This is a genomic window from Lactococcus sp. S47, from assembly GCF_016517475.1.
In the GTDB taxonomy this organism is placed as follows: Bacteria; Bacillota; Bacilli; order Lactobacillales; family Streptococcaceae; genus Lactococcus; species Lactococcus lactis.
Window position 1 is genome coordinate 214,122 of record NZ_JACVUB010000002.1, and the last position, 24,238, is coordinate 238,359.

A 24,238-nucleotide genomic window follows, 5' to 3' on the forward strand; every position below is an offset into this window, starting at 1 on the left:
ATAAAATAAAAAAAGAATGAAAGTTAATTCATTCTTTTTTTAATTCTTTTAAAACAGACTGAAGATGAATCGATTGAGTCGGTTCAGACATGCCAACAGTCATTTCCCAAGGTGTTGTTTCTTTTTCAAGCGCGAGTTCAAGAAAAACGCGTTGAAAAGAAGTTAATTCTTCAGAACTCATTAAATAATCAATATCTGTTTTTGAAAGTAAAATTTTGTCCCGTTGAATCACTTTATTTAAATAACGGACCCAAAGTTCTAAATTCCATTTAGACTTTTGAGCAGCATTCAGGAGATATTCAATCCACGTCATTGCAATAACCTCAGTATTTTTGGATTTTTTCGTAAATAATTTTTTAAGGCATCTTCACCGTAAGCTAAACTAAAAGCCTCTAAAATGACCGCTGGGTCTGCTGAACCATCTGTATGTTTAAATCGTTCTAAGAGAGGATCTGGACTTTCAATTTTTAATTTTTTCATTATTTTTGCGATGTCTGGAACATCTTTGGTTCGGCCAGCCTGTATTTTATCGATAAGAATAGATTCGAGTGATGACAGACCAACAGTCAAATGACTTTCCACAAAAATAATTGTTTCATCTGTTTTTGAATGAGACATGACTTCGCCGACTGCTTGACTCAACCAAGGTTCATTAGAGGTTCCGACATGAAATTCTTCACCAATTTCTTGAATGATTTTTTCAACTTTTTCGGTACTTTCATAAAAGGCATCTATATCTTCTGTTGCCTTCATTCCATAATATTCAAGCACGAAACCACCAACACAATGTAAGTGAAGTTGCAAATTTTCTTCTGAAAGTTTTTCGTTCAAGCGGGAAAATAATTGATGATAATCCAAATTTATACCTCGCACTCACCTTCAAAATTTTTCTTATTTCTCACTCCATTATCAATTATCATAAGGATTTTGTCAAGTTGAAATTACTGACAGACCTGTCAGTAACTTTTTAGCAAAATTAGGCATTCGTGATTTCTATTTGACAAGAACGCATTGTTTCAAGTGCTGCCAAATGTTTTTCAGGTGAAACTCCAGCACAGCAAGAAGCATCAACACTTATTTTTACTTCTGGCGCATAGGCTTTGATTAACAAGGCATTGGAAACAACACAAATATCCGTACAAATTCCGACAAGTTCAACTTCATCATAATTTTCATCTCGAATAAATTCTGCCAATGTTCTGGAACCAAAAGTTGTTTTTTCAAAAATTTTAGCAAAGCCAACTTGAGCTTCTTTACGAATTTCCCAACCAAAAGTACCATTTTGACAATGAATAACTGGCAGATTTTTGCCTTCTTGTGTCGTTAAATAATCTTCAAAATGGGTGTCTTGGGTTGCTAGACGATTTTCTTTAGAATATTGAGAGAGTTTTTCAATAACATTTGGGATAATGGCTTGTGCTTCTTTCGTGCCCAAACTTCCATCAATAAAATCATTTTGAAAATCAACTAAAACAAGTGCTTTTTTCATCATTTCTCCTTGATATTTGATCATTTTTCTTTATTATAGCAAAAATCTAAAAAGCCTGTCAGCAAAATTTTACTGACAGGCCTTTTTTAAATTACTGACCAAATTCTCTGCTGTCTTTTAAGAGATCTAAACAATCTGTCAGTAAAATATGTTCATAATTATTCTTTAGAAATCAACTTCATCAGGGTTTTTAGCCAAACCAGCTTTTCCATGAAGGCTGTCAATAAAAGCAATATCTTCAATACTTAAATCAAAATCAAAGATTTCTGCATTTTCTTTAATTCTTGCAGGGGTTACTGATTTAGGAAGTGGTAAATATCCTTTGTGAAGAGACCAACGCAATACCACTTGAGCAATACTCTTGTTGTATTTACTTGCCAAGTCTGCAAGTTCTGGAACTTCAAAGATTTTACCTGTTCCAAGTGGGCTGTAAGCCTCAGTCAAGATATTGTTGTCAACATTAAAACTTACAATTTCTTCTTGTTGATCACTTGGGTTGACCATAATTTGGTTAACTGCTGGTTTAATTTCAGCAAATTTCAACAATGGTTTTAGGTGACGTGGGTGGAAGTTTGAAACACCAATTGCACGGATCTTACCAGCTTTTACGCCTGCTTCCATGGCTTTCCAAACTGCAAGATTACGTGTTTCAAAATCAGGGCGGAATGCTTTAGGATTTGGCCAATGAATGAGGTACAAATCAACATAATCAAGTCCCAATTTTTTCAAGGATTCATCCAAGGCTTTCGCAGCGTCCTCTGTTGTTCCTACACCCCAAAGTTTTGTTGTAACGAAAAGTTCCTCACGGGGAATTCCTGAATCAGCAATTGCTTGACCGACTGATTCTTCATTTTTATAAACTGCCGCTGTATCAATATGACGATATCCTGCTTCAAGTGCTGCTTTTACCGCATTATAAGCTTCTTCTCCGCTCGCAGATTGCCAAGTTCCAAAGCCAACTTTTGGAATTTTAATGCCATTGTTTAGTGTGTAAGTGTCTGTTAATGTCATGATTTTTTCTCCTTAGTAATTTTTGAAATACAACAACTCGTCATCAATGAAACCATTTGGACTTTTATATTCTTTCAATTGGAAACCATAGTTCTAACTCTTCAGGATTTTCTGCTGAAATTGATTGATGTTCTTGTACCGCTCCAACAATTTTTAAATCATTTTGAGTTAGATAATTCCACATATCTGAATAAGTCTTGTTCATTTCATAAGTTGTTGTTTCAACAACTAAATAACGAAAGCCCGGAAGTGTCCATTTAGTCCAATTTTCAGGCTTTTGCGCTGAATTTTCAACTTCAACACCTGCCAGATAGAGTCCACCATTATTCCATGGTTTAAATTGCCCTGATTCATCAGACATGGCCCCCCAAATTGTGAGTGGCTGCTTAATCAAATGAATAATTTCCTCAAAAGCGTTGGTTGCTTCTTGCCAGAGTGGTGGAATCCAAATGTCAGCTTCTTGTGCTTTACCTAAGCCTTCTTTTCCAATGATGGAGAAAGATGACTTTTCAACTTCTCTGATGTTCACTTCCCCTCCTCACTCTTTTTGACAATGATGTTTCTTGCTTTTTTAAGCAATAAGGCTTCTTTTGAAACCGTTATAAAGTCATTTTACCACTTTATAATTAAAATGAAAAAATATTTCGCTCAAAAAATGATAGAATAGAATTAGAATTTAAAATAAAGGAGGAGATACTAACAAGGCTGACTTTTATCAGCTGAGTTTTGTATCCTATATCTTATGGCTGAAGTAGAATCTTTTCAATTAGACCACACAAAAGTACTTGCCCCTTATGTCCGTTTAATCGGTAGCGAAACTGGGCCTAAAGGCGATGTTATCACTAATTTTGACGTTCGTTTTGTTCAACCTAATGCGAATGCCATTGGAATGGCCGCTTTACACACTATTGAGCATAGCATGGCTAGTTTAATTCGCGATAGAATTGATGGCATGATTGACTTTTCACCTTTTGGATGTCAAACTGGTTTCCACATGATTATGTGGGGTGAACATAGTTCAGAAGAAATTGCTAAAGTAATTAAATCTTCTCTAGAAGAGCTTGCAAGTGACGAATTTGGTTGGGATAATGTCCCTGGTGTTGCTGAAAAAGAATGCGGAAATTACCGTAATCACTCACTTTTCGGTGCTAAAGAATGGTCTAAGAAAATTCTTTCTGAAGGAATTTCTACTGACCCTTACGAACGTAAAGTAATTTAAAGTTTACTCCAAAAGTTCAGCATTTTTAAATTACAAGTGCAACTTCATTTCCTTTAGTAAGGAATTTAATCGGTCAAATTTTTACTGACAGCTCTTGTCAGTAACTTTTTGACTTTTATCAGTCAAATCCACTTAGAAAGGAACTGAATTCAGTAGGCACTTTACTTACTGAAACCTAATTTATCTTATGGGAAAATATCAACTTGATAATAAAGGACAGAAATCTGTCGGAAAATTTCACGAAAAAAACTCAACGGTAGGCGGAAAAGGCATTAATACAAAGAATGCCACTCAAGCTAAAATTGAAGCCCTCCGTGCCAAAATGGAGAATAAAAAGAATGACAAAAAAGCTTAATATTGCCTATGTTGGTTTTGGTAAATCAACAAATCGCTATCATATTCCTTACGTGAAAGAACGTGAGAATATTGTGATTAAACGAATTGTCAACCGGACTTTAGGGAAACGTCCTGAACAAGCAGAATTAGAAGCAAATGGAACTTTGTTCTCCACTGACATCGCTGACATTATTAATGATGATTCAATTGATTTAGTAGTCATTGTGACTCCAGCTTTTGCTCACTATGACTATGCTAAGGAACTCCTTTCAGCTGGAAAAAATGTACTCTGTGATAAACCATTAGTCGAAACCTTGGAACAAGCTAAAGAATTGGTAGCTCTTGCCAAGGAAAAAAATCTTTTCTTCATGCCTTTCCAAAATCGACGCTTTGACAGCGACTTTTTAACCGTCAAAAAAGTGATTGAGCAAGGTTATTTGGGTGATTTGGTAGATATCACTGTCAATATGGACCACTTTAGACCTAATGATGCCAGTCAAGGTGGAAATTTTGATGGCGCTTGGTATGGTCACGGTGTTCATTTAGTGGACCAAATGGTTTCACTTTTTGGCGCTCCCAAAGAAGTTCAATATGATATTCGAGCAACAAGAGATTATGACAGTGTCGATGACTATTTTTCTGTCAATCTTCTTTATCCAAACTTGCGAGCAACTGTTGCTGCTACTGAAGTCGCTGCTCTACCACATCCAAAATGGCTTGTTTATGGTACGAGAGGAACTTTCATCAAAATGGATGTTGACCAACAAGAAAATGATTTAAAAGTTGGCATGTTCCCAGGTGATGAAGGTTTCGGGCAAGACAGTCCAGCTGATTTTGGGCAACTTACCTATTTCAATCAAAATGGTGACCGCATTGTGAAGCATATTCCAACGGTTGCTGGTGATTATGGTAGAGTTTATGATTCAGCTTATGAATCAATTATTAATGGAGCTGACAAGTTGGTTTCCGATGAACAAATTTTGGCTGTCATTAAAACTTTGGAAAATGGTTTTTCTAAATAATAATAAAAAGACTTATCAACTGATAAGTCTTTTTTTACTGACAGCCTATTTTTTCTTATTGGCTTTTTGTAATTTACTGACCAAACCTTTGAATTGACCTTCAAAAGTCAGGACATTATTGAAAATATCTTCGCCATCATTAAGCATTTTGACAGTTACCCAGCCTAAGGCTTCTGTAATTGTTGTCGCCACTGTGGCATTAATTGCTCCACCTGCAATTGTTCCCACCGCAGGAACAAATTTTAAAACATTCCCTACAAGGCTTCGACCTAAACCAACAACAACTAATTCCTTAGTGATTCCTTTTGCCAATGCTTCTGACCAAGAAGCCCCAAATATCTTATAAAGTCGCATCATCATTGTCAATTGAATCGGAACAAGCAAGACGGCATCTGAAAAGGGAATTGGTGAAAAGCCAACAATTGCCGCCGTCAAGGTAGCGAAATGAATGGTTTCATGGCATTTCCTTCGCGTTTGACTGTCCACTCCAACCAAAAATTCATCAAAGAGGTGGTCAAATTTCTGAGAATTGCTAGCTAAAAACTGCTCTGCTTTCGCTTTTGAAACAGTTAAAGAAGAACTGATTATTTTTGCGGAACGAGCAGGCATTTTTTTGAGCACTTGATTAAAAAACTCCTCAAAAGCTGCATTGCTTTCTTGATCATTTTCTTTTATTTTCTTGTCTGATTTTTTAAACATTATCGCTCCTTCTCGCCTATTTTTAACTCATTATAACAAAATAGACGCTTAATAAACAAAAAAATCAATCAAAAAGAGACTGATTTTTTCGATATCTTATTTTGCAAATTGCGAATTATAAAGGCTGGCATATAATCCGTTTTCTTTAAGGAGACTTTCATGGTTCCCCATTTCCACAATATTTCCATTTTCCATAACCAAAATCTGATTGGCATCACGAATAGTTGATAAACGGTGAGCAACGACAAAGCTTGTCCGTCCTTTTAATAGACGATTCATCGCTGATTGAATCAGGCGCTCCGTTCTTGTATCTACACTGGATGTGGCTTCATCCAAAATCAATATTTCTGGATTTGCTAAAAAGGCACGGGCGATGGTTAATAACTGCCTTTGCCCCTGAGAAATATTGCTTGCGGCTTCATTCAAAAGGGTTTGATAACCTTGAGGTAAAGTGGTGATAAATTCATCAGCATGTGCCATTTTAGCTGCTTGAATCACTTCTTCTTGTGTTGCTTCAAGACGACCATACTGTAAATTATCCATAATTGTCCCTGAGAACAACCAGGTTTCTTGTAAAACCATTGCCATTCGTCCACGTAATTGTTCACGGTCAATTTCGCGAATGTCTTTTCCTTCAAGTAAAATTTTTCCCGAAGTGACATCGTAAAATCGTTCGAGCAAGTTAATCATTGTTGTTTTACCTGCTCCAGTTGGTCCCACAATGGCAATCATTTGCCCAACTTCAACGGAAAAATTAACATCTGTCATTAAGGATTGATTTTCATTATAAGAAAATGCGACTTGGTCAAAATTGATGAAATCAGTCTTGTCAGTCGCTCCTAAATTACTGACAGCTTTTTTTGAACTTTCGTCAGCAACTTTTTCACTGACAGGAATTCCGTCAGTCATTTCTTTTTCATCTAATACTTCAAAAATTCGTTCGGCTGACGCAACTGTAGCCTGAATGGTATTGAGCATATTCGAGATATTTGTGATTGGCTGTGCAAATTGATTGGTATATTGCAACATGGCTTGAACATCTCCGAGATTAACCGTCCCTGAAATAACTTTAAGACCACCAATTACGGCCATGGCTAAGTAATCTAAATTATTGATAAATCGCATGGTTGGATAAATCAAAGTCGATACAAATTGAGCTTTCCAAGCTGATTTATAAAAATTATCATTTCTTTTTGCGAATTCTTTTTCAGCTGAGGCTTCATGATTGAATGTTTTAATGACCGCATGTCCTGCATAATTTTCTTCAATTTGGTCATTCAATAATCCCAGATTTTTTTGTTGTTCAGCAAAGAATTTTTGCGATAAAGGTGCAACAATCCTTACCGTAATCATTGCCAAAGGAACTGTGATAAAGGCGACGAGTGCCAACTGCCAAGAGATGGTCAACATGAAATAAATAGTTCCAACAAATTGCAAGAGACTTGTGATAAGCTGAATCAAAGTTTGATTTAAAGTCCCTGAAATATTATCCATATCATTTATCATTCGACTCATGATATCCCCATTACTATGACTATCATAATATGAAACTGGCAATTTTTTCATTTTGTTTTTAAATTCACGACGTAAAGTATAAACTGTTCGTTGCGAAATGCGTGTCATAATGCTTTGTTGCAAAATCCCAGAGATAAATGAAATCAGATAAATGACCATGACATAAAGCAAAATAGATTCGACCTTAGTCATGTCAATTTGAATTGCGGTATGATTTTTTAGACTTTTTGTTACGCCATCAAATATCACTGTGGTTGCATTTCCCAAAATTTTGGGTGCCTGAACCGACAAAATGACTGACAGCGAAGCAATTAAAATTGAAAAAAGAAGTCCCCATAAATCTCTGCGCATATATTTGAAAAGTCGAATAATCGTTGGAAAGAAATTTTGAGCTCGCCGACCTTTTTGAAAACGGTCAGCCCCTTTGCCACCTCGATTGAGATAATTTCCTCTCATCATTGGTCATCACCTCCTCTGGCGGTCAAATGTGCAATTGAAACACCCATCTTGACCAAATCATCATCCGAGAGTTGAGATTGCATTGTTTCTTGATATTGCGGACATGATTTTGCCAAACTTTCATGAGTACCAAGTCCTACGGCAATTCCATTTTCTAAAACTAAGATTTGGTCAGCTGACATAACGGTTGCGATTCTTTGAGCCACAATCACCTTGATTTTATTTTTATGTTTTTCCGAATGATTAATAGCTGTTCGTAATTGTCTGTCAGTAGCAAAGTCCAAGGCCGAAAATGAATCGTCAAATAGATAAATTTCTGCCTCTTTAATCAAGGTTCTAGCAATCGAAATTCTTTGTTTTTGACCACCAGAGAAATTTGCGCCATTTTGTTCGACCGCCAGCTCAAGTCCACCTTGTTCACGAACGAAATCAGCAGCTTGTGCAATTTCCAAAGCTTGCCACATTTCTTCATCTGTTGCATCACTTTTCCCAAATTGAAGATTCGAGCGGACAGTTCCCGAAAAAAGTTGAGCTTTTTGTTGCGTAAAAGAAACTTTTTCATGCAAGTCATACTGTGAAATTTGGCGAATATCAGTACCATCAATTGTGACACTTCCATTTGTCGGGTCAATTAATCTGGCAATCAAATTCAAAATCGTTGATTTACCAGAACCAGTCCCCCCAATAATTGCTAAGGTCTGACCAGCTGCTACATTTACTGACAAGTCACTTAGCGCTTGTCTTTTTGCTTCATCAAATTTGAAAGATACATGATTAAGAGCTAGAGAATTGCGAACAGAATTGCTTTCAGACAATTTGTCATTTCCGTCAGAGGATAGCCGTTGGCGTCTTAGCGCCTCTACGGATATGCTCGAATTTTCATCAGTAATTTTATCTTTAGTTTCTAAAATTTCTCGAACTCGAACAGCTGAAACCTGAGCTCGTGGCACCATGACAGCAACTGCTGATAATTGCATAAATGACATCAAAATCTGTGTGGCATAGGTCAAAAAGGCAACTAATGAACCCATTTCCATCATATTTTTACTGATAAGATGAGCGCCAAACCAAACAATTCCAATATTTGTAAAACTGAGAATAACTGTCATAATTGGCATTAACATCGCAATCGTCGTCAAAACCACTTGACTGGTATGTGTCAAATCACGGTTAGCCTCATCAAATTTATCAATTTCATATTGGTCTCGTCTAAAAGCACGAATCACCCGAACACCAGTCAAACCTTGTTGAAAAATCAGATTAATTTTATCAACTTTTGTTTGCATTGACCGAAACCGTGGCATGGAAATAGCAATATTAATAACGACAGCCAAAGTTAAAATAGGCAGGGCAATCAAAAAAACCAGCAGTAAATCATGTGATAATTTCCAAGCCATGAAAATAGAACCAATGAGCATCATTGGCGCCATGAGCATCATTCGTAACATCGTTTGAAAGACATTTTGCAATTGAGTCACATCATTTGTTGTACGTGTAATTAAAGTTGCATCACCAAATTCCTGAAAATTGCGCTCGTCCATGAATAAAACTTTCTTAAATAAATCATGGCGTAATTTTAAGCCCAATCCTTGAGATTGTTTGGAAGCAAAATAAACATTTCCAATTGCCGAAAGCCAACTGGCCAGAGAAACGAAAAGCATAATTAGACCCATAAACCAGATATATTTCATATCAGATTGACCAATACCTTTATTGATAATATCCGCTGTAATCGTTGGAAGCCAAAGATTAGTCACAACTTGAATAACTAACAAAAAAAGTGCCCAAAATACAGGCCAAAAATTTAAATATCGCCTTCCAATCGTTAGCATAATTTCCCCTTTTCCCCAGAAACTACCCTTAGTAGTTTTTCTTTATTTTTCTTAGTTTTCATTCAAATATTATAGCACTTTTATCAGAAATTAACAGAAAAGTTACTGACAGAATGATTAATTTAGTAAATAATTTTACCAAATATTTTAATCATTCTGTCAGTAACTTTTTAATGAATTTCGACTGCTGGATAGGCCTCAACATAGCTTTCTCCTTGACTTCCTAGATAAGTGACTTTTCTTTCTGAAAAATCAGCTTCATAAGAAATCACACCAGCTTCCCAAGTGGCACTCAAGAATTCCGGAAAAGTCGTTTGTCCAGCTTGGTCAGCCCGCAAGGCCTTAATCAAAGCTTCTTGGTCAAAAACTGGCACCTCATGAAAACCACTCACCATTGGTGAATTGGTCACGCTAATTACGCCAGCGCTTGTCCAAAACGTGCTTTGTCCAGCAGGAAGGGTCCAAACATTTTTTAAAACTCCAGCTTCTCGCATACATTCAGCCAAGTATGGAAAACCACCTACTTTTGGACGAATTTTCTCTGCTTTTTTCATGGCGCCTTGCACAAGTTCAATTGCATTCATCTTTTGACCTCATCTTCATTTATTTTGATGATTAATTATAACAAAAATTCTAAGAAAAAAATGCTGACGGAGGACTGAAATTTTCGTCAGTAATTTTTTTATTCCCAACTTCAATACTCCCCTTGTCGCATTGAACTGACAGAATTAATCAGCATTCATATTTTTTCATAAATAATGGAATTTCTTCAATTAATCGACTTGGCAAGACCACATATGTTTTCCGAGCTAAGACGCTTGCGATTAAACTATGCAAATAAGTTGCAGCAGCAACTACTTCCTCTGTTTCTCCATGAAACTGAGCTAAAAAGCCACCAACCATCCCGGCTAAAGTGTCCCCCATTCCCCCAGTTGCCTGAGCTGGACTTCCTATTTTCAAGATAAATGATTCCCGATTTGGCGCAAAAATTCGTGTTTCTGAAGATTTAGCAACGACAATCGCTCCGAGTTGATTAACAAAATCTTGAACTTCTTCTTTGGTTTGTTGACCAATTTTCAAACCAGAAAGTCGTTCCAATTCCATTTCATGAGGTGTAAAAACCGTATTTTCAGGAAATGGTAAGTCTAAATGCTCTCTAGCAAAAAGGGTCAGTGCCGAACCATCAATGACCAACTTTTGATTTTCTGTCAGTAAATTCAAAACTTCTGTCAGTAAATCTAGTCTTTCTAAGCCCAATCCTGGACCAATAACAATAACATCAGCAGCTTTTGCTACTTCTCTTAGCTTTATCAAATCATCAAAATCTAAAGTCATTGCTTCTGGAAGTCTTGCCTGTAAAGCACTATGATTTTCTTTAGCCAGTGCCACAGAAACTAAGCCCGCACCTGAATAAACTGCACTTGTCGTCGCCAAAATAGCCGCACCACCATATTGACGATTACCGCCAATCACTAATAAGCGACCATAAGTTCCTTTGTAAGAAGCTTTTTTACGTTTTTTAATTACTTTTGCTAAAATTTCATCAGTCAGTTCAATCATAATGCTATTTTACCGCATTTCATATTGATTTCCAATATCAAATATCAATATTTAAAATCCTTATCGCTCGCTGAATTTAAATTTACTATTTTTCAATACTCTTTCCCCTATTTCTGCTCACATCATGTTAAAATTAAAGCATGACAAAATCAGCTAAAACATTTGACGTTATTGTTGTTGGCGCAGGCCCTTCTGGAATGATGGCTGCCATCTCAGCCGCGCAAAATGGAGCAAAAGTTGCTCTTATTGATAAAAATAAAAAAGTCGGAAAAAAATTATTAATGACAGGTGGCGGACGCTGTAATGTGACAAATGCCCGTTCTGTTGACGAAATATTAACAAATGTTCCTGGAAATGGTCGTTTTCTTCATTCAGCCTTTTCTCAATTTTCTAACCTTGATATTATCGAATTTTTTGAAAGCAATGGTGTTAAATTAAAAGAAGAAGACCACGGGCGCATGTTCCCTATAACCGACAAATCAAAAACAATTGTTGATGCCCTCTTCAATAAAATTTTGAGCCTCCATGTTTCTTATTTTCCAAGCCAAGCGGTTGATAAGCTTCTCATTGAAAACGGAGCGGTAATTGGTCTTGAAACGGATAGCGAGAGCTTTTTAAGCCCTACAATTATCCTCTCAACAGGCGGACGCGCTTATCCTTCCACAGGTTCAACTGGTGATGGCTATCGTTTAGCACGCTCAGCAGGGCATAGTATTTCACAACTCTATGCCACTGAATCTGCCCTGATTTCTGACGAACCATTCATTTTAGACAAAAGTCTTCAAGGCATTTCCCTACGCGAAATCAAACTCTCAGTACTCAATTCTAAGGGAAAAGCAATCATCTCTCATCAGCATGATTTATTATTTACGCATTTCGGAATTTCTGGTCCAGCTGCTCTGCGTTGTTCAAGTTTCATTAACCAACTTCTTGCTAAAGGTGAAAAAATGGTCACAGTCAGCTTAGACCAATTCTCCGAAAAAAAGTTGGGCTCTTTGAAAAATGAACTGACTAGCCTTTCTAAAACAGATAAATCAATTAAAAATGCCTTCTCAGGATTGACCCAAGAACGTATGCTTCTATTTATCCTTGAAAAAGCTGGAATTGACCCTAGTCTTTCTGCCAAGACGCTATCTGAGCAGCAAATTGATAAAATCGCTAGTCTTTTCAAAAATTGGCAAATCACAATTAGCAAAACTTTACCAATTGAGAAATCTTTTGTAACAGGTGGCGGTGTTTCTCTCAAAGAAATAAATCCTAAAAGTATGGAGAGTAAACAAACCCAAGGTTTATTCATGACCGGTGAACTTTTAGATATTAATGGATACACTGGCGGTTATAATATTACCTGCGCCTTTGTGACAGGTTTTGTTGCTGGAAAACACGCTGCCCAAATCGCATCTTATTTCCAACAATAAGTTAGCCCTAGCTCAGGCTTGCACATTCTTTATAGAAATGGTACTATATTAAAGTACTGTTTTGCGGTGGTGGCGGAATTGGCAGACGCGCAGGATTAAGGATCCTGTCGGGAATTTTCTTGGTGCGGGTTCAAGTCCCGCCCACCGCACTAATATTAACTCGGCTAAGGCTGAGTTTTTTTATTGTCTTTTTTGGAAAACAAATAAAAAGTACCAACACTGGTACTTTTAAAATTCCTCATAATGTTCAAAAAGTACTTCTAAATCTGCTATTTCACTTAACAAAGTTTGGCCAACATTCGTATCCTTGACTCGTTTTCTTTGGTCAACTTCGGCTACCAGGCGTTTCAGGCTTATAATATCCGTCCCTTTTTCAACTGCTTCTTTAACGGTTGAAAAGGGTTGATGCGCAACCAGTTGAATGCCAAAACTATTATAAAGAAGAGTATACCCAGCAATTCCTGTTTCCTTTTGATAAGCTTTTGCAAAACCACCATCTATCACAATCAACTTTCCATCTGCCTTGATTGGATTTTCACCATTTTTTTCTTTGATAGGGGTGTGCCCATTCACCAAATGTCCCCCTTCATCTAAACCAAAGTTTTCTAAAATTTTCCTGATAATTTCAGCTTCCTCACGCAATTGATAATAAGGATTTTTCTTTTCCACATGCGTTTTCTTATCCTTGATATAATAGCGTTCAAAGGTTGTCATTGCCGTTTTACCAAATAATGAAGAGCATTCTCCCACCCAAAGATACCACATCAAATCTGTTGCTAAATCCGTCGAGTTTTCTGGATGAGCAAGACATTTTCTAACCTCTTGGTCAAAGAAATCAAGTAAATCACGGCCAGCATGAGCCTCTTTGTTAACCGTAAATGATTTAAAATCACCATTTTCATGTAAGGGAAGACAGCCATGAATCAACAAGTTCCCATTGTAAGAAAGATACATGGCTCCCTTTTCTTGTAAAAATTCAACATGACGTTTAAGTTTATCAGAACTTCTAAAATTATTTAATAAATGACTGATTATTTTTTCTTCTTCAGCGGTCAAACTTTCAGGCTGCTCAGGATTTACTGTGGGCGCTTGAAAATCAGTTAATTCATAAACTTCAGTTCCAAATTTTATTGTTTTTTCGGAAAAATCAATGAAATGAAGGACATCACGATGTTCAAGTTGAAAATCAGGTCGGCGTTTTATCAACTGACTCTCTAACTTAAATTGTAAAATGGCTGTGGCTGCTTGTAATTTATTAAGGAGTGCCTTTTCATCATCTGACAAACGAACCCCGTCGACCAAGCGTGGTTGAAAAGCCTCACTTGGCTCATAATAACGTTCAGCATACTCTAAAATCATCCGTAAATTAATCCCATAAGATTCTTCAAGAATATCGAGATTTCCATAGCGGGCACAGATTCTAATTACATTCATCATGGCTAAAGGTGAACCACTAAAAGCTGCCATCCATACAATATCATGATTGCCCCATTGAACATCAACTGAGGGCATTTTTATTAAGCGGTCAATGATTTTATCTGGATAAGGTCCTCGATCATAAATATCTCCCACCACATGAAGGTGGTCAACCGTCAATCTGCGAATCGTATCTGCAAGTGCAACAATTAAGCGAGTAAGTTCACCCAAATTTTGCAATTGCGAAAGGATTGAATCAAAATAATCTCTTTTATCAGTCGTCGAATCCACTTCATTGATTAACTCTTCTAAGATATATCGAAATTTTTCTGGAAAAGCTTTTCGGACTTTTGATCGAGTATATTTTTGACCGACAAATTTTACAGTCTTTAAAAGATAAACTAAATTGATTTGACAATAGTTCTCAAATTCTTCTGTCTCTTTTAGTTGACACTCAGAATCTAGTTTTTCTTGTGGATAATAAATCAAGGTTGCAAGTGATGATATTTCTGTCGCAGAAAATTCTGGAAAACAATCTCTAAGTTTTTCTTTGATACTGCCAGAACCATTTCTCAAAACATGATTAAAAGCATCATATTCACCATGCACATCACTCATAAAATGCTCTGTTGCTTTTGGTAGTTCACAAATAGCACTCAAATTAATAATTTCTGTCAGTACTGCTTCCTTTGACGAAAACTGTTTTTTTAGTAATTGATAATATTTTTTATCCATAATAAAAGTAAATGAGGTTTCGATCCCTCATTCACACTCTGCTTTCTATCTAAAAAAGTCGGGAATTATTAGACTTATTCTTGCATTTTATCATATAGAAAGCAGATAGTAAAGCGCTCACATTTGTAATTAATCATTATTTCTGTCAGTAAAATTTTTACTGACAAAAAAATCTGTCAGTAATGACAGACTATTTTTTGATTTTAATAAATAATACTTTAAGATAATTTCCTTCTGGAAAGCTGTCAGCAATATGAAAATCAGCTGGTAATTTTTCTTCTTGGAAAACGGTAAATTTTACTCCCTTATTTTTGAGCGCTTCTTCAATCATTTGACGGAATTTTTTATCAGAAACATTTGCTGCATTTGTTGATGCAATTAATGTCCCATTATTTTCTAAAATTTCAACAGCTTCTTTAACAAGGTCGCCATAATTTTTAGCTACTGAGAATGTTTTTTTACCATTTCTGGCAAATGAAGGAGGGTCGAGGACAATCATGTCATAAGTCAATTCTTTTTTCTTAGCATAATTAAAATAACCAAAAACATCCATCACATAGATTTTTTGACTCTCTGGTTCAATTCCATTGATCAAAAATTGTTCTCTCGTTTTATCAAGCGAACGTTTCGCCAAATCGACTGACGTTGTTTGACTGCTCCCTCCAAAAGCTGCTGCAACTGAAAAAGCGCCTGTATAACTAAACATATTTAGTAAAGTTTTACCAGTTGAAAGACCGCCCGCAAGTGCCCCGCGAACATTTTTTTGGTCAAGAAAAATTCCTGTCATTAACCCTTCATTTAGATAAGTCGCATAAGTCACGCCATTTTCCATGACCAACAAAGGTTCAGCCGCTTCTTGGCCAAAAATATGTTGACTTTCTAAAGCAGCCTCAGAAAAACGAAGTTTTTCATAAGCCCCTTTAATATCTGGGAACACGACTTGAAAAGCCTTAACAATCGCTTTTTTTTGACTATATATAAATTGATTGTACCAAGAAAAGACAGCAAAACCATTATAAAAATCAATGGTTAAGCCGCCTAATCCATCTCCTTCACCATTAAAAAGACGAAAGGCGTTCGTTAATTCATCCTGATAGAAGTTCGCCCGTAAAGCGCGTGCATTGACAAATTTTTCCACATAAAAATGATGGTCAATTTTTACTGACGAAGAATCTAAAAGCCAACCCACTCCTTTATTTTGTTTTGAAAGATAACCTGTTCCAAGCGCTTGCCCTTTTTCATCAAAAAATTGTGCAAAATCATCCTCCAAAAGGGGTGAATTTAAATCTTCTGCCACCAAAAGTGGATAACCAGCCCGCAATTTCTTTGCTGCTTTTGTCCGTACTGTAATTTTTTTCATGCTTTAATTATAACAAAAAAGTACTTTCTTTTTCTTTTAAAAACCAAAATAACCACCAGATAGACTATCCAGTAGTTATACAATCAAAAGCATATTTTTAAGTCCGACGAACATTTTTCAAAGCTAAAACATTCGCAAGATAGAGCAGAGCCGCAAAAAGTAGCATAATGAGCAAATCAAACCAGATTCCAGAGAATCCTACTCCTCTTTTAACTACCTCTTGCATGGCAGAAATTCCATAATAAACCGGAATACAATGAGCGATTGCTTGAAGAATGACAGGCATCGTATCCACAGGAATCAAACCAGAAAATAAAAATTGGGGAACAATCGCTAAAGGAATCATCTGTACAAATTGAAATTCTGTTTTTGCTAATGTGGATAAAAGTAATCCAAACAATAAAGCGATGATGGCGATAAAGAAATTAATGACAAAGACCCAACCAATATTTCCGTTATTATGAACCCCTAAAATCCAATAAGTAAAAACAACCATGAGTGCTGTTTGAATCATTGCAAGAATTCCATAACTCAAAGTATAGCCCGTCACGATTTCAGTTCGTTTCACAGGAGTGACTAACATTCTCCCCAGCGTCCCTGAGGTTCGCTCGTTCACTAATGAAATACCTGAAATTAGAAGCACCAAGAAGAAAGCAAAGGCTCCAACTAAAATCGGTGCTAAATCATCAAAAGTAGCATTTGTACTACTAGGATCTCCGTACAAATAGTGACTCGTTACTTTATACTGCTCTGTATCAACCCTGAAATTTGTTGAAAAACTTTGACCTGATGTTTGAGGTAACTTACTTATCAAATTTTGCAGAGCCTGCTTAGTCTCCTCTTTAGTTGCCTTAACTTGGCTTTCTTGAATGACTTGTGTTAAAAGTAGCTTAATCGCAGAACTTGTTCCATTTGATTGATTAGCATAACTAACATCAATATTTTTTCCCGAAATACTAACAATTGCACTCAAATCTTTCTCATTCATTGTTGAGCGATTATTTTCAGAAACACTAATCACTTTCAGATGTGCTTTATCATTTGGCATATCCTTCAAAGCTCTTGTTAATTCTGTATTATCAGACTTCAAACCCACTCTATAAGCAGTATTTGACGGTACTTGAAAGAGAAAGTACATGAGCGTCAAAATAAATATTGGAGCTAAAAACATCATTGCCAGCGTCCTAGGGTCACCACGCCGTTGAAGCATAATTCGTTTAAAGATAGCAAGTGTTCTCATTTCGCTGCCCCCTTATTTTCTAACTCTAAATTTTTTCCCGCAACAATAAAGGCTTCCTCAACCGAGGCAACTTGATACTTTTCCTTAATTTCCTTTGGCGAACCTTCTGCTATAAATTTACCATTTCTAAGCATCAGTACGACATCACAACGTTCAGCTTCATCCATAACATGCGTCGTAATTAATATTGTTTTCCCTTGATTTGCTTGATTTCGCAGCTCTTCCCAAATTTCTTGACGCAATTCTGGATCAATCCCAACAGTTGGTTCATCTAAAAGTAAAATCGGAGCATCCGTTTGCAGAGCAATAGCGAGTGATAAGCGCCTTTGCATTCCTCCTGAATAATTAGAAATTGATTGATTTAACTGCTTAGTCAGATTTACTGTAGCAGCTGCCTTATCAAGTTTTCCTTGTAAATCCTTTTTTTTGATTCCTTGCAAAGAACCAAAAAATTCTAAATTTTGTTTGCCGGTCAATTCCTTAAATAGGGCGTCTTCTTGCGCCATATAGCCTAATTTCCCTAATACTTCTCTGTCAGGAATTTTTCTTTCAAGAATCTTAACATTGCCAGAATCCAATTTTTGCATTCCAACAATGGCCTTGATAAACGTTGACTTACCAGCTCCAGAAGGTCCAATCAAACAAATAATTTTTCCACTTTCAAACTCATAGGATAAATGGTCTAATATTGCCTTATCGCCAAATTTCACACTAATATCATTAATAGCAATCGGTGATTTCATATTATTCTCCCTCAAACAATGAATGAGCGCTCGTTCATTTTTCTTGTTGAAGTAATTTTATCACTTCAATTCATGATTGTCAAAAATTAAACTTTGAGTGTCTTTATAGTAATTTCAGTGGCAAATTCGATTTCTTCCTCTAATGACATATTGTTAATTCCCAAAACTCTTTTACCTATATAGGTCGCTAAAGGATAAAAAAGAATCTGTAGAATTTTTTCAATCGGAAGATTTTTTATTTTTTGTTCCGCTTGGAGGCGAACAATTGTTGGTAAAACTAACTGTTTGGCCTGTTGCTCGAAAAATTTTTTTAAGTCTTCAACAAAAACGGAATTAACAAGCATTTGTCCCAACATCAAGCGAATCACATTTATATTTTTATCGGCAAAATAAAAACGGTCAGCAATGGTTACCTTAACGAGCTCTTCCACGCTTTCAAATCCTTTGCCAAATGTATTATCATTAAATTGATTGGCGACAGTATCCATTGTCCCCTCAAAGATAGGTGCAAGTACCGCTACAAGAATGGCTTGTTTCGTGGGGAAAGTGTGGTAAACAGAACCAACAGAAACTCCCGCCCTTTTTGCAATTTGTTGAGAAGTTGTCGCTTCAAAGCCTTGTGATGCAAAGAGCTCTAATGACGCCTGTAAAACTTTTTTTTGCTTTTCTGTCAAATTTTCCATTTTTTTTAGGGTATCAGCATAAACCTCATTTAATGTTTGTTCTTCAGACATGATATCTCCTTTTAAACTGAATAAATGATTACTCATTCATTATAATATTTTGAAGAATGAACATCAAATAAAGTCTAATAAAGCTATCTAAAAATAGCGTTTTGTAGTATAATGATAAGAACTTTAAGCTTTGAGGAACTTAGCACAAATCACTTATATCTTTATAAAGGAGTTCATATGGCCTGTACAACATTTCTCGTCGGTAAAAAAGCCTCATTAGATGGCACAACTTTAATTGCACGAAACGAAGATGGTGGGGATAAACCTAATCCTCAACGTTTTGTTGTCATCAATCCTGAAAATCAACCCAAGCACTATCGCTCTATCGCCACAGCTTGTGAATTTGACTTACCAGAAAATCCCCTAACATATACTTCTACACCTGATGCGGATTCAACCTATGGTATTTGGGCAGCGGCTGGAATTAATAGTGAGAATGTTGCCATGACTGCGACAGAAACCTCAACAACAAATAGTCGTATTTTGGGATTGGACCCTTATGTTGAAACAGGACTAGGTGAAGAAGACTTCACAACAATTACCCTCCCTTATATCCAGAGTGCGCGTGAGGGTGTTGAACGGCTGGGGCAACTCTTAGAAAAATATGGAACTTATGAATCAAACGGGATGGCTTTTTCTGATAAAGATGAAATTTGGTGGTTAGAAACACTAGGTGGGCATCAATGGGCAGCTATTCGTATCCCCGACGACGCTTATGTTATTGCTCCTAATCGTCTTAATATTGATTGGTATGATTTTGAAAGTTCTGACACGATTTATTCAACTGGTTTGAAAGAATTTATTGATAAGAACAAGCTTAATCCAGACTTTGATGGTTATAACCTTCGTCATATTTTTGGTTCAAGTACCATTAAAGACACGCGCTACAACAATCCACGCGCTTGGTATGTGCAAAACTATTTTTCTCCAGAAACCACAGGAAATGACGATCCATTTAACCAAGATTTACCTTTCATCTGCCATGCCAATCGCAAAATTTCCATTGAAGAAATTAAGTTTGTCATGTCAAGTCATTATGAAAATACAGCTTATGACCCATACAGCACAACATCAAGCGCCGCAGAACAAAAAATGATTCGACCAATTGGACTCAATCGTAATTTGGAACTCCATGTTTTACAAATTCGAGATAATATAGACAAGGAGCTTGCTGGCATTCATTGGCTTGCTTTTGGACCTAACAGTTTCAATAGCCTTGTTCCATTTTATGCTAGAGTAAGTGATACCCCTACTTGTTATCGCGATACAAAAGCCGACTTTGACCCAACCAAAATGTATTGGTTGACTACAATGACCGCTGTTCTAGGAGACAGTAATTTCCAAGGCTATGTCGATAAAAGAGACAATTTTGACCTAAACACAATGGCAAAATTAAGAGCCTTACAAAACGAAACCGACAAAGGAAGTGACCAATCACTTGAAGCAGTGAACGAAAAACTTGCACAGATTGCTCTGACTGCTCAAACTGAACTTCTTGGTAAAATGGTTATTTCTGGTTCCAATCACATGAAACTTCGCTTTGATTTTAATGATTAAAAAAATAGGCAGTTTAAACTGCCTATTTTTAATTATTATCATATATATCTAATATAGAACGACTTACTAGAAAAGTATTTATTTGGGGAGAGAAAACTCATAGTATTTTTATTTTTTATCCCCACTACTTAGAAATGGACTAAGTACCATAGACACTAATAATAGTATTCCTAAAATAGCAAAAGAGCTTGACAATGGAAAACATGAAGATATTCCTCCCACTACTAAAATAGATAGTGGGCTTATTGATAATGATATAAATTTAAACGTAGCGAAAACTCTTCCTAGAAATTCTTTCGGCGTGTTTAACTGAATCATTGCGGCATTTATAGTAGAAATTATCACATTTGATAGTCCCAAAAAAATTGCCGATAGGATTAATAAAAATAACTTTTTACCGAGTAAGCTATATATTCCAACAACTCCAAAGCCAAAGCCAATCATCATTAAAATACTATTTTTAAATTTTTTATTAAAGTGAGAAATAAATACTACCCCTAAAAATGAACTTAGTGTAGAGAACAGCATAAATAAAGAAAAATAATTAATATCTCCAAAATATTTCCCCAAATATGCGGTCATCATTGATTCTACCGGTGCAATCGCAAAATTTCCTATCAAAGACAGAAGGATTAATAAGATTAATATTCTTTTTTTATAAATAATATTAATTCCCTTTAGTGCTTCTCTCATAAATCTTCTATTTTTATTTTTTAAAGGGATGTTGTAACAATTTATTTTGCTTATAAATATTATCCCTATAATAAAACTTATTAAGTCAATCATTATACAAGTTTTATAACCCAAACTGGTAATAACTAATCCAGCTATGGTATAACCTATAATTTGTGATAGATTTTGCCCTCCAAATAATAAACTCCTTGCTTTTACAATTTCTACATCTTTTAATATATATCCGATTAGTCCACTTTTGGCTGGTGTAGAAAAGGCTCCGAATCCAGCATTAATAATAACTACTATAAAAATAAGCCAAACTGGAGGTATTATAAATAAATATATTATCAAGAATAGTAAAAGGGATGTGAACTCTCCTAATTCTGATAAAACAATAACTCTTTCTTTTCTCCAATAATCTGTCAAAGCTGCCGTAAATATCGAAATAAAACTAAAAAATATCCTAATCACAACTACTAATCCCGTCAAAAATGCAGATTTAGTAATTTGATAAATTAGCATTCCAAATGCAATGTCATCAATCGCATCTCCAATATAACTAGAATTTAAAGCTAGAAAGAAATTTCTAAAGTTTTTATTTTCTTTTAAAATTTCAAACATAACCAAGTTCCTTGGATTTTTTCATTATCCCATTGTAAATTGAATCGTTTAAGACTTTCTTCATTCTACAAAAGTCTTCCAACCTTTTTTCCGCTGTAACTTTATCCGAATCATGAAACCATAACCATTTAATTTTTCGACAATCATCATACCACGGACAACTCTTATCTTGACAAGGATTATTAACGTAACTTTTTCCTAGTTTTTGATATAATCTTTCCGCAATTTCATCAATATTCCCTTCACTTACATTTAAAGAATTTTCTAAATCTAATTCACTCAAAAAGTTCTTTTCTCCATTTGCAAAAAACTCTGGAGATACATAGGGAAATAAGCGTATGGGTGCCACTCCATAGTATTTATAGCAAAGCTCTTCCACATTCTTAGATAAATCTTTTAATTCCTGTTCCGTTGGGCTTTCAAAGGCCTGATAAGTCAATTCCGATATAGCCGGTAGTGTTCCTGTTTCTTCATAAATATAGTCTGCAATTTTCATTAGATGTTTAAATGAGTTATTTTTGACAATCATAATTGCTGGTGCAACTTTCACAATTTCTGAATTAAAATCTTTGATATTTTGTATGACTACTTTTGGAATAGGTGCCCCTGGGGCGGGGTCAAATGGATTTTCTATTGAAACATAAAATCCAGCCAAATGATTTTTTTCCGCATTTTCAATAACTTTTTTGTCTATACTTTTACCGTTTGATAGGGCAAATGGTTTAATCCCAGTTTCATTAAATAGATATTCTGAATATTTAAAAAGTGTATCTCTAGCCATAAGCGGCTCCCCACCAGAAAATCTTACTTGCAAGTTTTTATGATATTTTTTCTTTATTATTTTGATTAGCTGCACATACTTCTTAAAAATTTCCTCATCAAGATTGAAATTATATTCTTTTCTGTCTTTTCTAGCATAAAAATGACAATAATCACAGTATGCATTACATTTCCCTGTAATAGTAATACTTAGAGCCCAGATATCATTTTTATCAATAAATTTATTTTCCATAGTTTATTCTCTCCAATAAAAGAAAATACTTCTACAAATTCTGTAGAAGTACTTTTTAGTTTTATAAGTCAGTTGAATACATAATTACTTCAGCTTCTTTTTCTTGCTTTGCCAACAATTTTTTGAGTTGTTTTGCTTTTTGCATAATAAAGTCCTCCTATATTATTTACACTAAGCAGTTGGCCGAGCGGTTTAGTGTATCTTCAAAATTTTTTAGAAGATAGTTTTATTATATTCTTCAAAATTCGGAATGTCAACAACTTTTTTGAATTTTCATATAATTTAATCTAAAAATAAAAGTGCTCAGAAATTGTCCCAATAACAGAAATAAAAAGAGCTTGATTTAAAAAATCAAACTCTTTTTATTTATTAGCTTTTAGATTATTTTTCAGTCAAAGCTGCAAGTCCTGGAAGTACTTTACCTTCGAGGAGTTCCATTGAAGCTCCACCACCAGTTGAAATCCATGAGAATTTATCTGCATAACCAAGGTTGATTGCTGCTGCTGCTGAGTCACCACCACCGATGATTGATTTAACACCTGGTTGTTTAACGATAGCTTCCATCAATCCAACAGTACCTGCTTGGAAGTCTGGGTTTTCAAACACACCAACTGGACCATTCCAAACAACTGTTTTAGCACCTTCAAGTTGTGTGTTGTAGTCAGCAATTGTTTTGCTTGCTACGTCAAGTCCCATGAAGCCTGCAGGAATATTTTGGTCAGCAGTTTCTTTAACTTCTGTGTAACCAGCAAATGCGTTAGCAACTTTGTGGTCAAGTGGCAAAATCAATTTTCCAGCTGCTTTTTCAAGCAATTCTTTAGCAAGATCAAGTTTGTCATCTTCAACGAGTGAAGTTCCGATTTCGTAACCTTGAGCTTTCAAGAATGTGTAAGCCATTCCACCACCGATGATAACTTTATCAGCTTTTGAAAGAAGGTTTTCGATAACACCGATTTTATCTGAAACTTTTGAACCACCAAGGATTGCTACGAATGGACGTTCTGGAGCTTCAACTGCTTCTTGGATATAAGCAATTTCGTTTTCAAGAAGGAAACCAGCAACGGCTTTATCAACGTTTGCTGAGATACCAACGTTTGATGCGTGAGCACGGTGAGCTGTACCAAATGCGTCATTAACGAAGATTCCGTCACCAAGTGAAGCCCAGTATTTACCAAGTTCTGGGTCGTTTTTAGATTCTTTTTTACCGTCGATGTCTTCAAAACGAGTGTTTTCAACGAGAAGGATTTCTCCATCTTTAAGTTCGTTGATTGCTGCTTCAAGTTCTGCTCCACGAGTAGCTCCTGGGAAAACAACATCTTGACCAAGTTTTTCAGAAAGAGCTTTAGCTACTGGTGCAAGTGATTTACCAGCTTTGTCAGCTTCTTCTTTAACACGTCCCAAGTGAGAGAAGAGGACTGCACGTCCACCTTGTTCAAGGATGTATTTAATTGTTGGAAGCGCAGCAGTGATACGGTTATCATTTGTGATTACGCCATCTTTAATTGGAACATTAAAGTCAACACGTACGAGGACTTTTTTGCCTTTAAGTTCAACGTCTTTTACAGTCAATTTTGCCATTTGGAAA

The 24,238-nt window shown here is 35.8% G+C and carries 23 protein-coding genes and 1 tRNA gene; 6 read left to right on the forward strand and 18 right to left on the reverse strand.

The genetic code is table 11. The annotated features are described in order from the left end of the window. Positions 1-28 precede the first annotated feature (28 nt). From IAE52_RS03470 to IAE52_RS03490, 5 genes are all read right to left on the reverse strand, one after another. Positions 29-313: a hypothetical protein gene (locus IAE52_RS03470; RefSeq protein ID WP_003131192.1), complete on the reverse strand. Its 285-nt coding sequence runs from the start codon at positions 311-313 to the stop codon at positions 29-31. Further along, positions 310-858, reverse strand: coding sequence for a DUF6036 family nucleotidyltransferase (locus IAE52_RS03475; RefSeq protein WP_033900392.1), 549 nt, complete (start codon positions 856-858; stop codon positions 310-312). The genes IAE52_RS03470 and IAE52_RS03475 overlap by 4 nt, the downstream gene beginning before the upstream one ends. A 118-nt stretch (positions 859-976) precedes the next feature. Further along, the gene (locus IAE52_RS03480; RefSeq protein WP_023189990.1) at positions 977-1,489 is read right to left on the reverse strand and encodes a cysteine hydrolase family protein; all 513 of its coding nucleotides are present in this window, start codon (positions 1,487-1,489) and stop codon (positions 977-979) included. Between the two features lie 165 nt (positions 1,490-1,654). Continuing rightward, complete coding sequence (locus IAE52_RS03485; RefSeq protein ID WP_003131189.1) at positions 1,655-2,500, reverse strand: aldo/keto reductase; 846 nt, start codon at positions 2,498-2,500, stop codon at positions 1,655-1,657. 64 nt (positions 2,501-2,564) lie between these two features. Further along, positions 2,565-3,029 (reverse strand): GyrI-like domain-containing protein, encoded by a 465-nt coding sequence (locus IAE52_RS03490; protein WP_109990599.1) that lies wholly within the window; start codon positions 3,027-3,029, stop codon positions 2,565-2,567. 213 nt (positions 3,030-3,242) lie between these two features. On the opposite strand from IAE52_RS03490, the gene IAE52_RS03495 reads away from it, so the two are divergent. From IAE52_RS03495 to IAE52_RS03505, 3 genes are all read left to right on the forward strand, one after another. After that, positions 3,243-3,719 carry an S-ribosylhomocysteine lyase gene (locus IAE52_RS03495; protein WP_003131187.1) on the forward strand — a complete coding sequence of 159 codons (477 nt, stop codon included), beginning with the start codon at positions 3,243-3,245 and terminating at the stop codon, positions 3,717-3,719. Between the two features lie 187 nt (positions 3,720-3,906). Then, on the forward strand, positions 3,907-4,074 hold the full coding sequence (locus tag IAE52_RS03500; RefSeq protein ID WP_003131184.1) for a hypothetical protein: 168 nt from the start codon (positions 3,907-3,909) through the stop codon (positions 4,072-4,074). Next, positions 4,058-5,077: a Gfo/Idh/MocA family oxidoreductase gene (locus IAE52_RS03505; RefSeq protein ID WP_017864067.1), complete on the forward strand. Its 1,020-nt coding sequence runs from the start codon at positions 4,058-4,060 to the stop codon at positions 5,075-5,077. Before IAE52_RS03500 ends, IAE52_RS03505 begins: the two co-directional genes overlap by 17 nt. 45 nt (positions 5,078-5,122) lie before the next feature. Here IAE52_RS03505 and IAE52_RS03510 read toward each other — a convergent pair whose 3' ends face one another. The 5 genes from IAE52_RS03510 to IAE52_RS03530 all read right to left on the reverse strand — a co-directional run bounded on the left by IAE52_RS03510 (position 5,123) and on the right by IAE52_RS03530 (position 11,142). Beyond that, the gene (locus IAE52_RS03510; RefSeq protein ID WP_010905251.1) at positions 5,123-5,776 is read right to left on the reverse strand and encodes a YcjF family protein; all 654 of its coding nucleotides are present in this window, start codon (positions 5,774-5,776) and stop codon (positions 5,123-5,125) included. A 96-nt stretch (positions 5,777-5,872) separates the two neighbouring features. Further along, positions 5,873-7,750, reverse strand: a complete 1,878-nt coding sequence (locus IAE52_RS03515; protein WP_033900385.1) for an ABC transporter ATP-binding protein — start codon at positions 7,748-7,750, stop codon at positions 5,873-5,875. After that, positions 7,747-9,582, reverse strand: coding sequence for an ABC transporter ATP-binding protein (locus tag IAE52_RS03520; protein WP_109990598.1), 1,836 nt, complete (start codon positions 9,580-9,582; stop codon positions 7,747-7,749). The genes IAE52_RS03515 and IAE52_RS03520 overlap by 4 nt, the downstream gene beginning before the upstream one ends. A 170-nt stretch (positions 9,583-9,752) precedes the next feature. After that, positions 9,753-10,166: a DUF1398 domain-containing protein gene (locus tag IAE52_RS03525; protein ID WP_003131176.1), complete on the reverse strand. Its 414-nt coding sequence runs from the start codon at positions 10,164-10,166 to the stop codon at positions 9,753-9,755. A 148-nt stretch (positions 10,167-10,314) separates the two neighbouring features. Next, positions 10,315-11,142: an NAD(P)H-hydrate dehydratase gene (locus IAE52_RS03530; RefSeq protein WP_031559148.1), complete on the reverse strand. Its 828-nt coding sequence runs from the start codon at positions 11,140-11,142 to the stop codon at positions 10,315-10,317. Between the two features lie 140 nt (positions 11,143-11,282). Here IAE52_RS03530 and IAE52_RS03535 point away from each other — a divergent pair, with 140 nt between their 5' ends. Beyond that, a complete protein-coding gene (locus IAE52_RS03535) occupies positions 11,283-12,560 on the forward strand; it encodes an NAD(P)/FAD-dependent oxidoreductase (protein WP_012897078.1) in 1,278 nt (425 codons plus the stop codon). 63 nt (positions 12,561-12,623) lie between these two features. Beyond that, a tRNA-Leu gene (locus tag IAE52_RS03540) sits at positions 12,624-12,709 on the forward strand. 79 nt (positions 12,710-12,788) lie between these two features. On the opposite strand, the gene IAE52_RS03545 is transcribed toward IAE52_RS03540, so the two are convergent. From IAE52_RS03545 to IAE52_RS03565, 5 genes are all read right to left on the reverse strand, one after another. Then, positions 12,789-14,711 (reverse strand): fructose-1,6-bisphosphatase, encoded by a 1,923-nt coding sequence (locus tag IAE52_RS03545; RefSeq protein ID WP_109990596.1) that lies wholly within the window; start codon positions 14,709-14,711, stop codon positions 12,789-12,791. 190 nt (positions 14,712-14,901) lie between these two features. Next, entirely contained in the window at positions 14,902-16,071 is a 1,170-nt protein-coding gene (locus tag IAE52_RS03550; RefSeq protein WP_033899333.1) for a class I SAM-dependent rRNA methyltransferase, read from the reverse strand. A gap of 97 nt (positions 16,072-16,168) precedes the next feature. Further along, on the reverse strand, positions 16,169-17,311 hold the full coding sequence (locus IAE52_RS03555; protein WP_023190001.1) for an ABC transporter permease: 1,143 nt from the start codon (positions 17,309-17,311) through the stop codon (positions 16,169-16,171). Further along, on the reverse strand, positions 17,308-18,054 hold the full coding sequence (locus IAE52_RS03560; RefSeq protein ID WP_003131167.1) for an ABC transporter ATP-binding protein: 747 nt from the start codon (positions 18,052-18,054) through the stop codon (positions 17,308-17,310). The genes IAE52_RS03555 and IAE52_RS03560 overlap by 4 nt, the downstream gene beginning before the upstream one ends. Before the next feature lie 86 nt (positions 18,055-18,140). After that, a complete protein-coding gene (locus IAE52_RS03565) occupies positions 18,141-18,788 on the reverse strand; it encodes a TetR/AcrR family transcriptional regulator (protein WP_025016583.1) in 648 nt (215 codons plus the stop codon). Positions 18,789-18,965: 177 nt separating this feature from the next. Between IAE52_RS03565 and IAE52_RS03570 the strand changes: the two genes are divergently transcribed. After that, positions 18,966-20,345: a C69 family dipeptidase gene (locus tag IAE52_RS03570; RefSeq protein WP_109990595.1), complete on the forward strand. Its 1,380-nt coding sequence runs from the start codon at positions 18,966-18,968 to the stop codon at positions 20,343-20,345. A 108-nt stretch (positions 20,346-20,453) separates the two neighbouring features. Here the strand turns inward: IAE52_RS03570 and IAE52_RS03575 are convergent, their stop codons facing one another. From IAE52_RS03575 to pgk, 3 genes are all read right to left on the reverse strand, one after another. Continuing rightward, a complete protein-coding gene (locus IAE52_RS03575; RefSeq protein ID WP_109990594.1) occupies positions 20,454-21,641 on the reverse strand; it encodes an MFS transporter in 1,188 nt (395 codons plus the stop codon). Continuing rightward, positions 21,634-22,653 carry a radical SAM protein gene (locus IAE52_RS03580; RefSeq protein ID WP_085623551.1) on the reverse strand — a complete coding sequence of 340 codons (1,020 nt, stop codon included), beginning with the start codon at positions 22,651-22,653 and terminating at the stop codon, positions 21,634-21,636. Before IAE52_RS03580 ends, IAE52_RS03575 begins: the two co-directional genes overlap by 8 nt. 381 nt (positions 22,654-23,034) lie before the next feature. Further along, positions 23,035-24,231 carry a phosphoglycerate kinase gene (gene pgk / locus IAE52_RS03585; protein ID WP_033899323.1) on the reverse strand — a complete coding sequence of 399 codons (1,197 nt, stop codon included), beginning with the start codon at positions 24,229-24,231 and terminating at the stop codon, positions 23,035-23,037. Positions 24,232-24,238 lie beyond the last annotated feature (7 nt).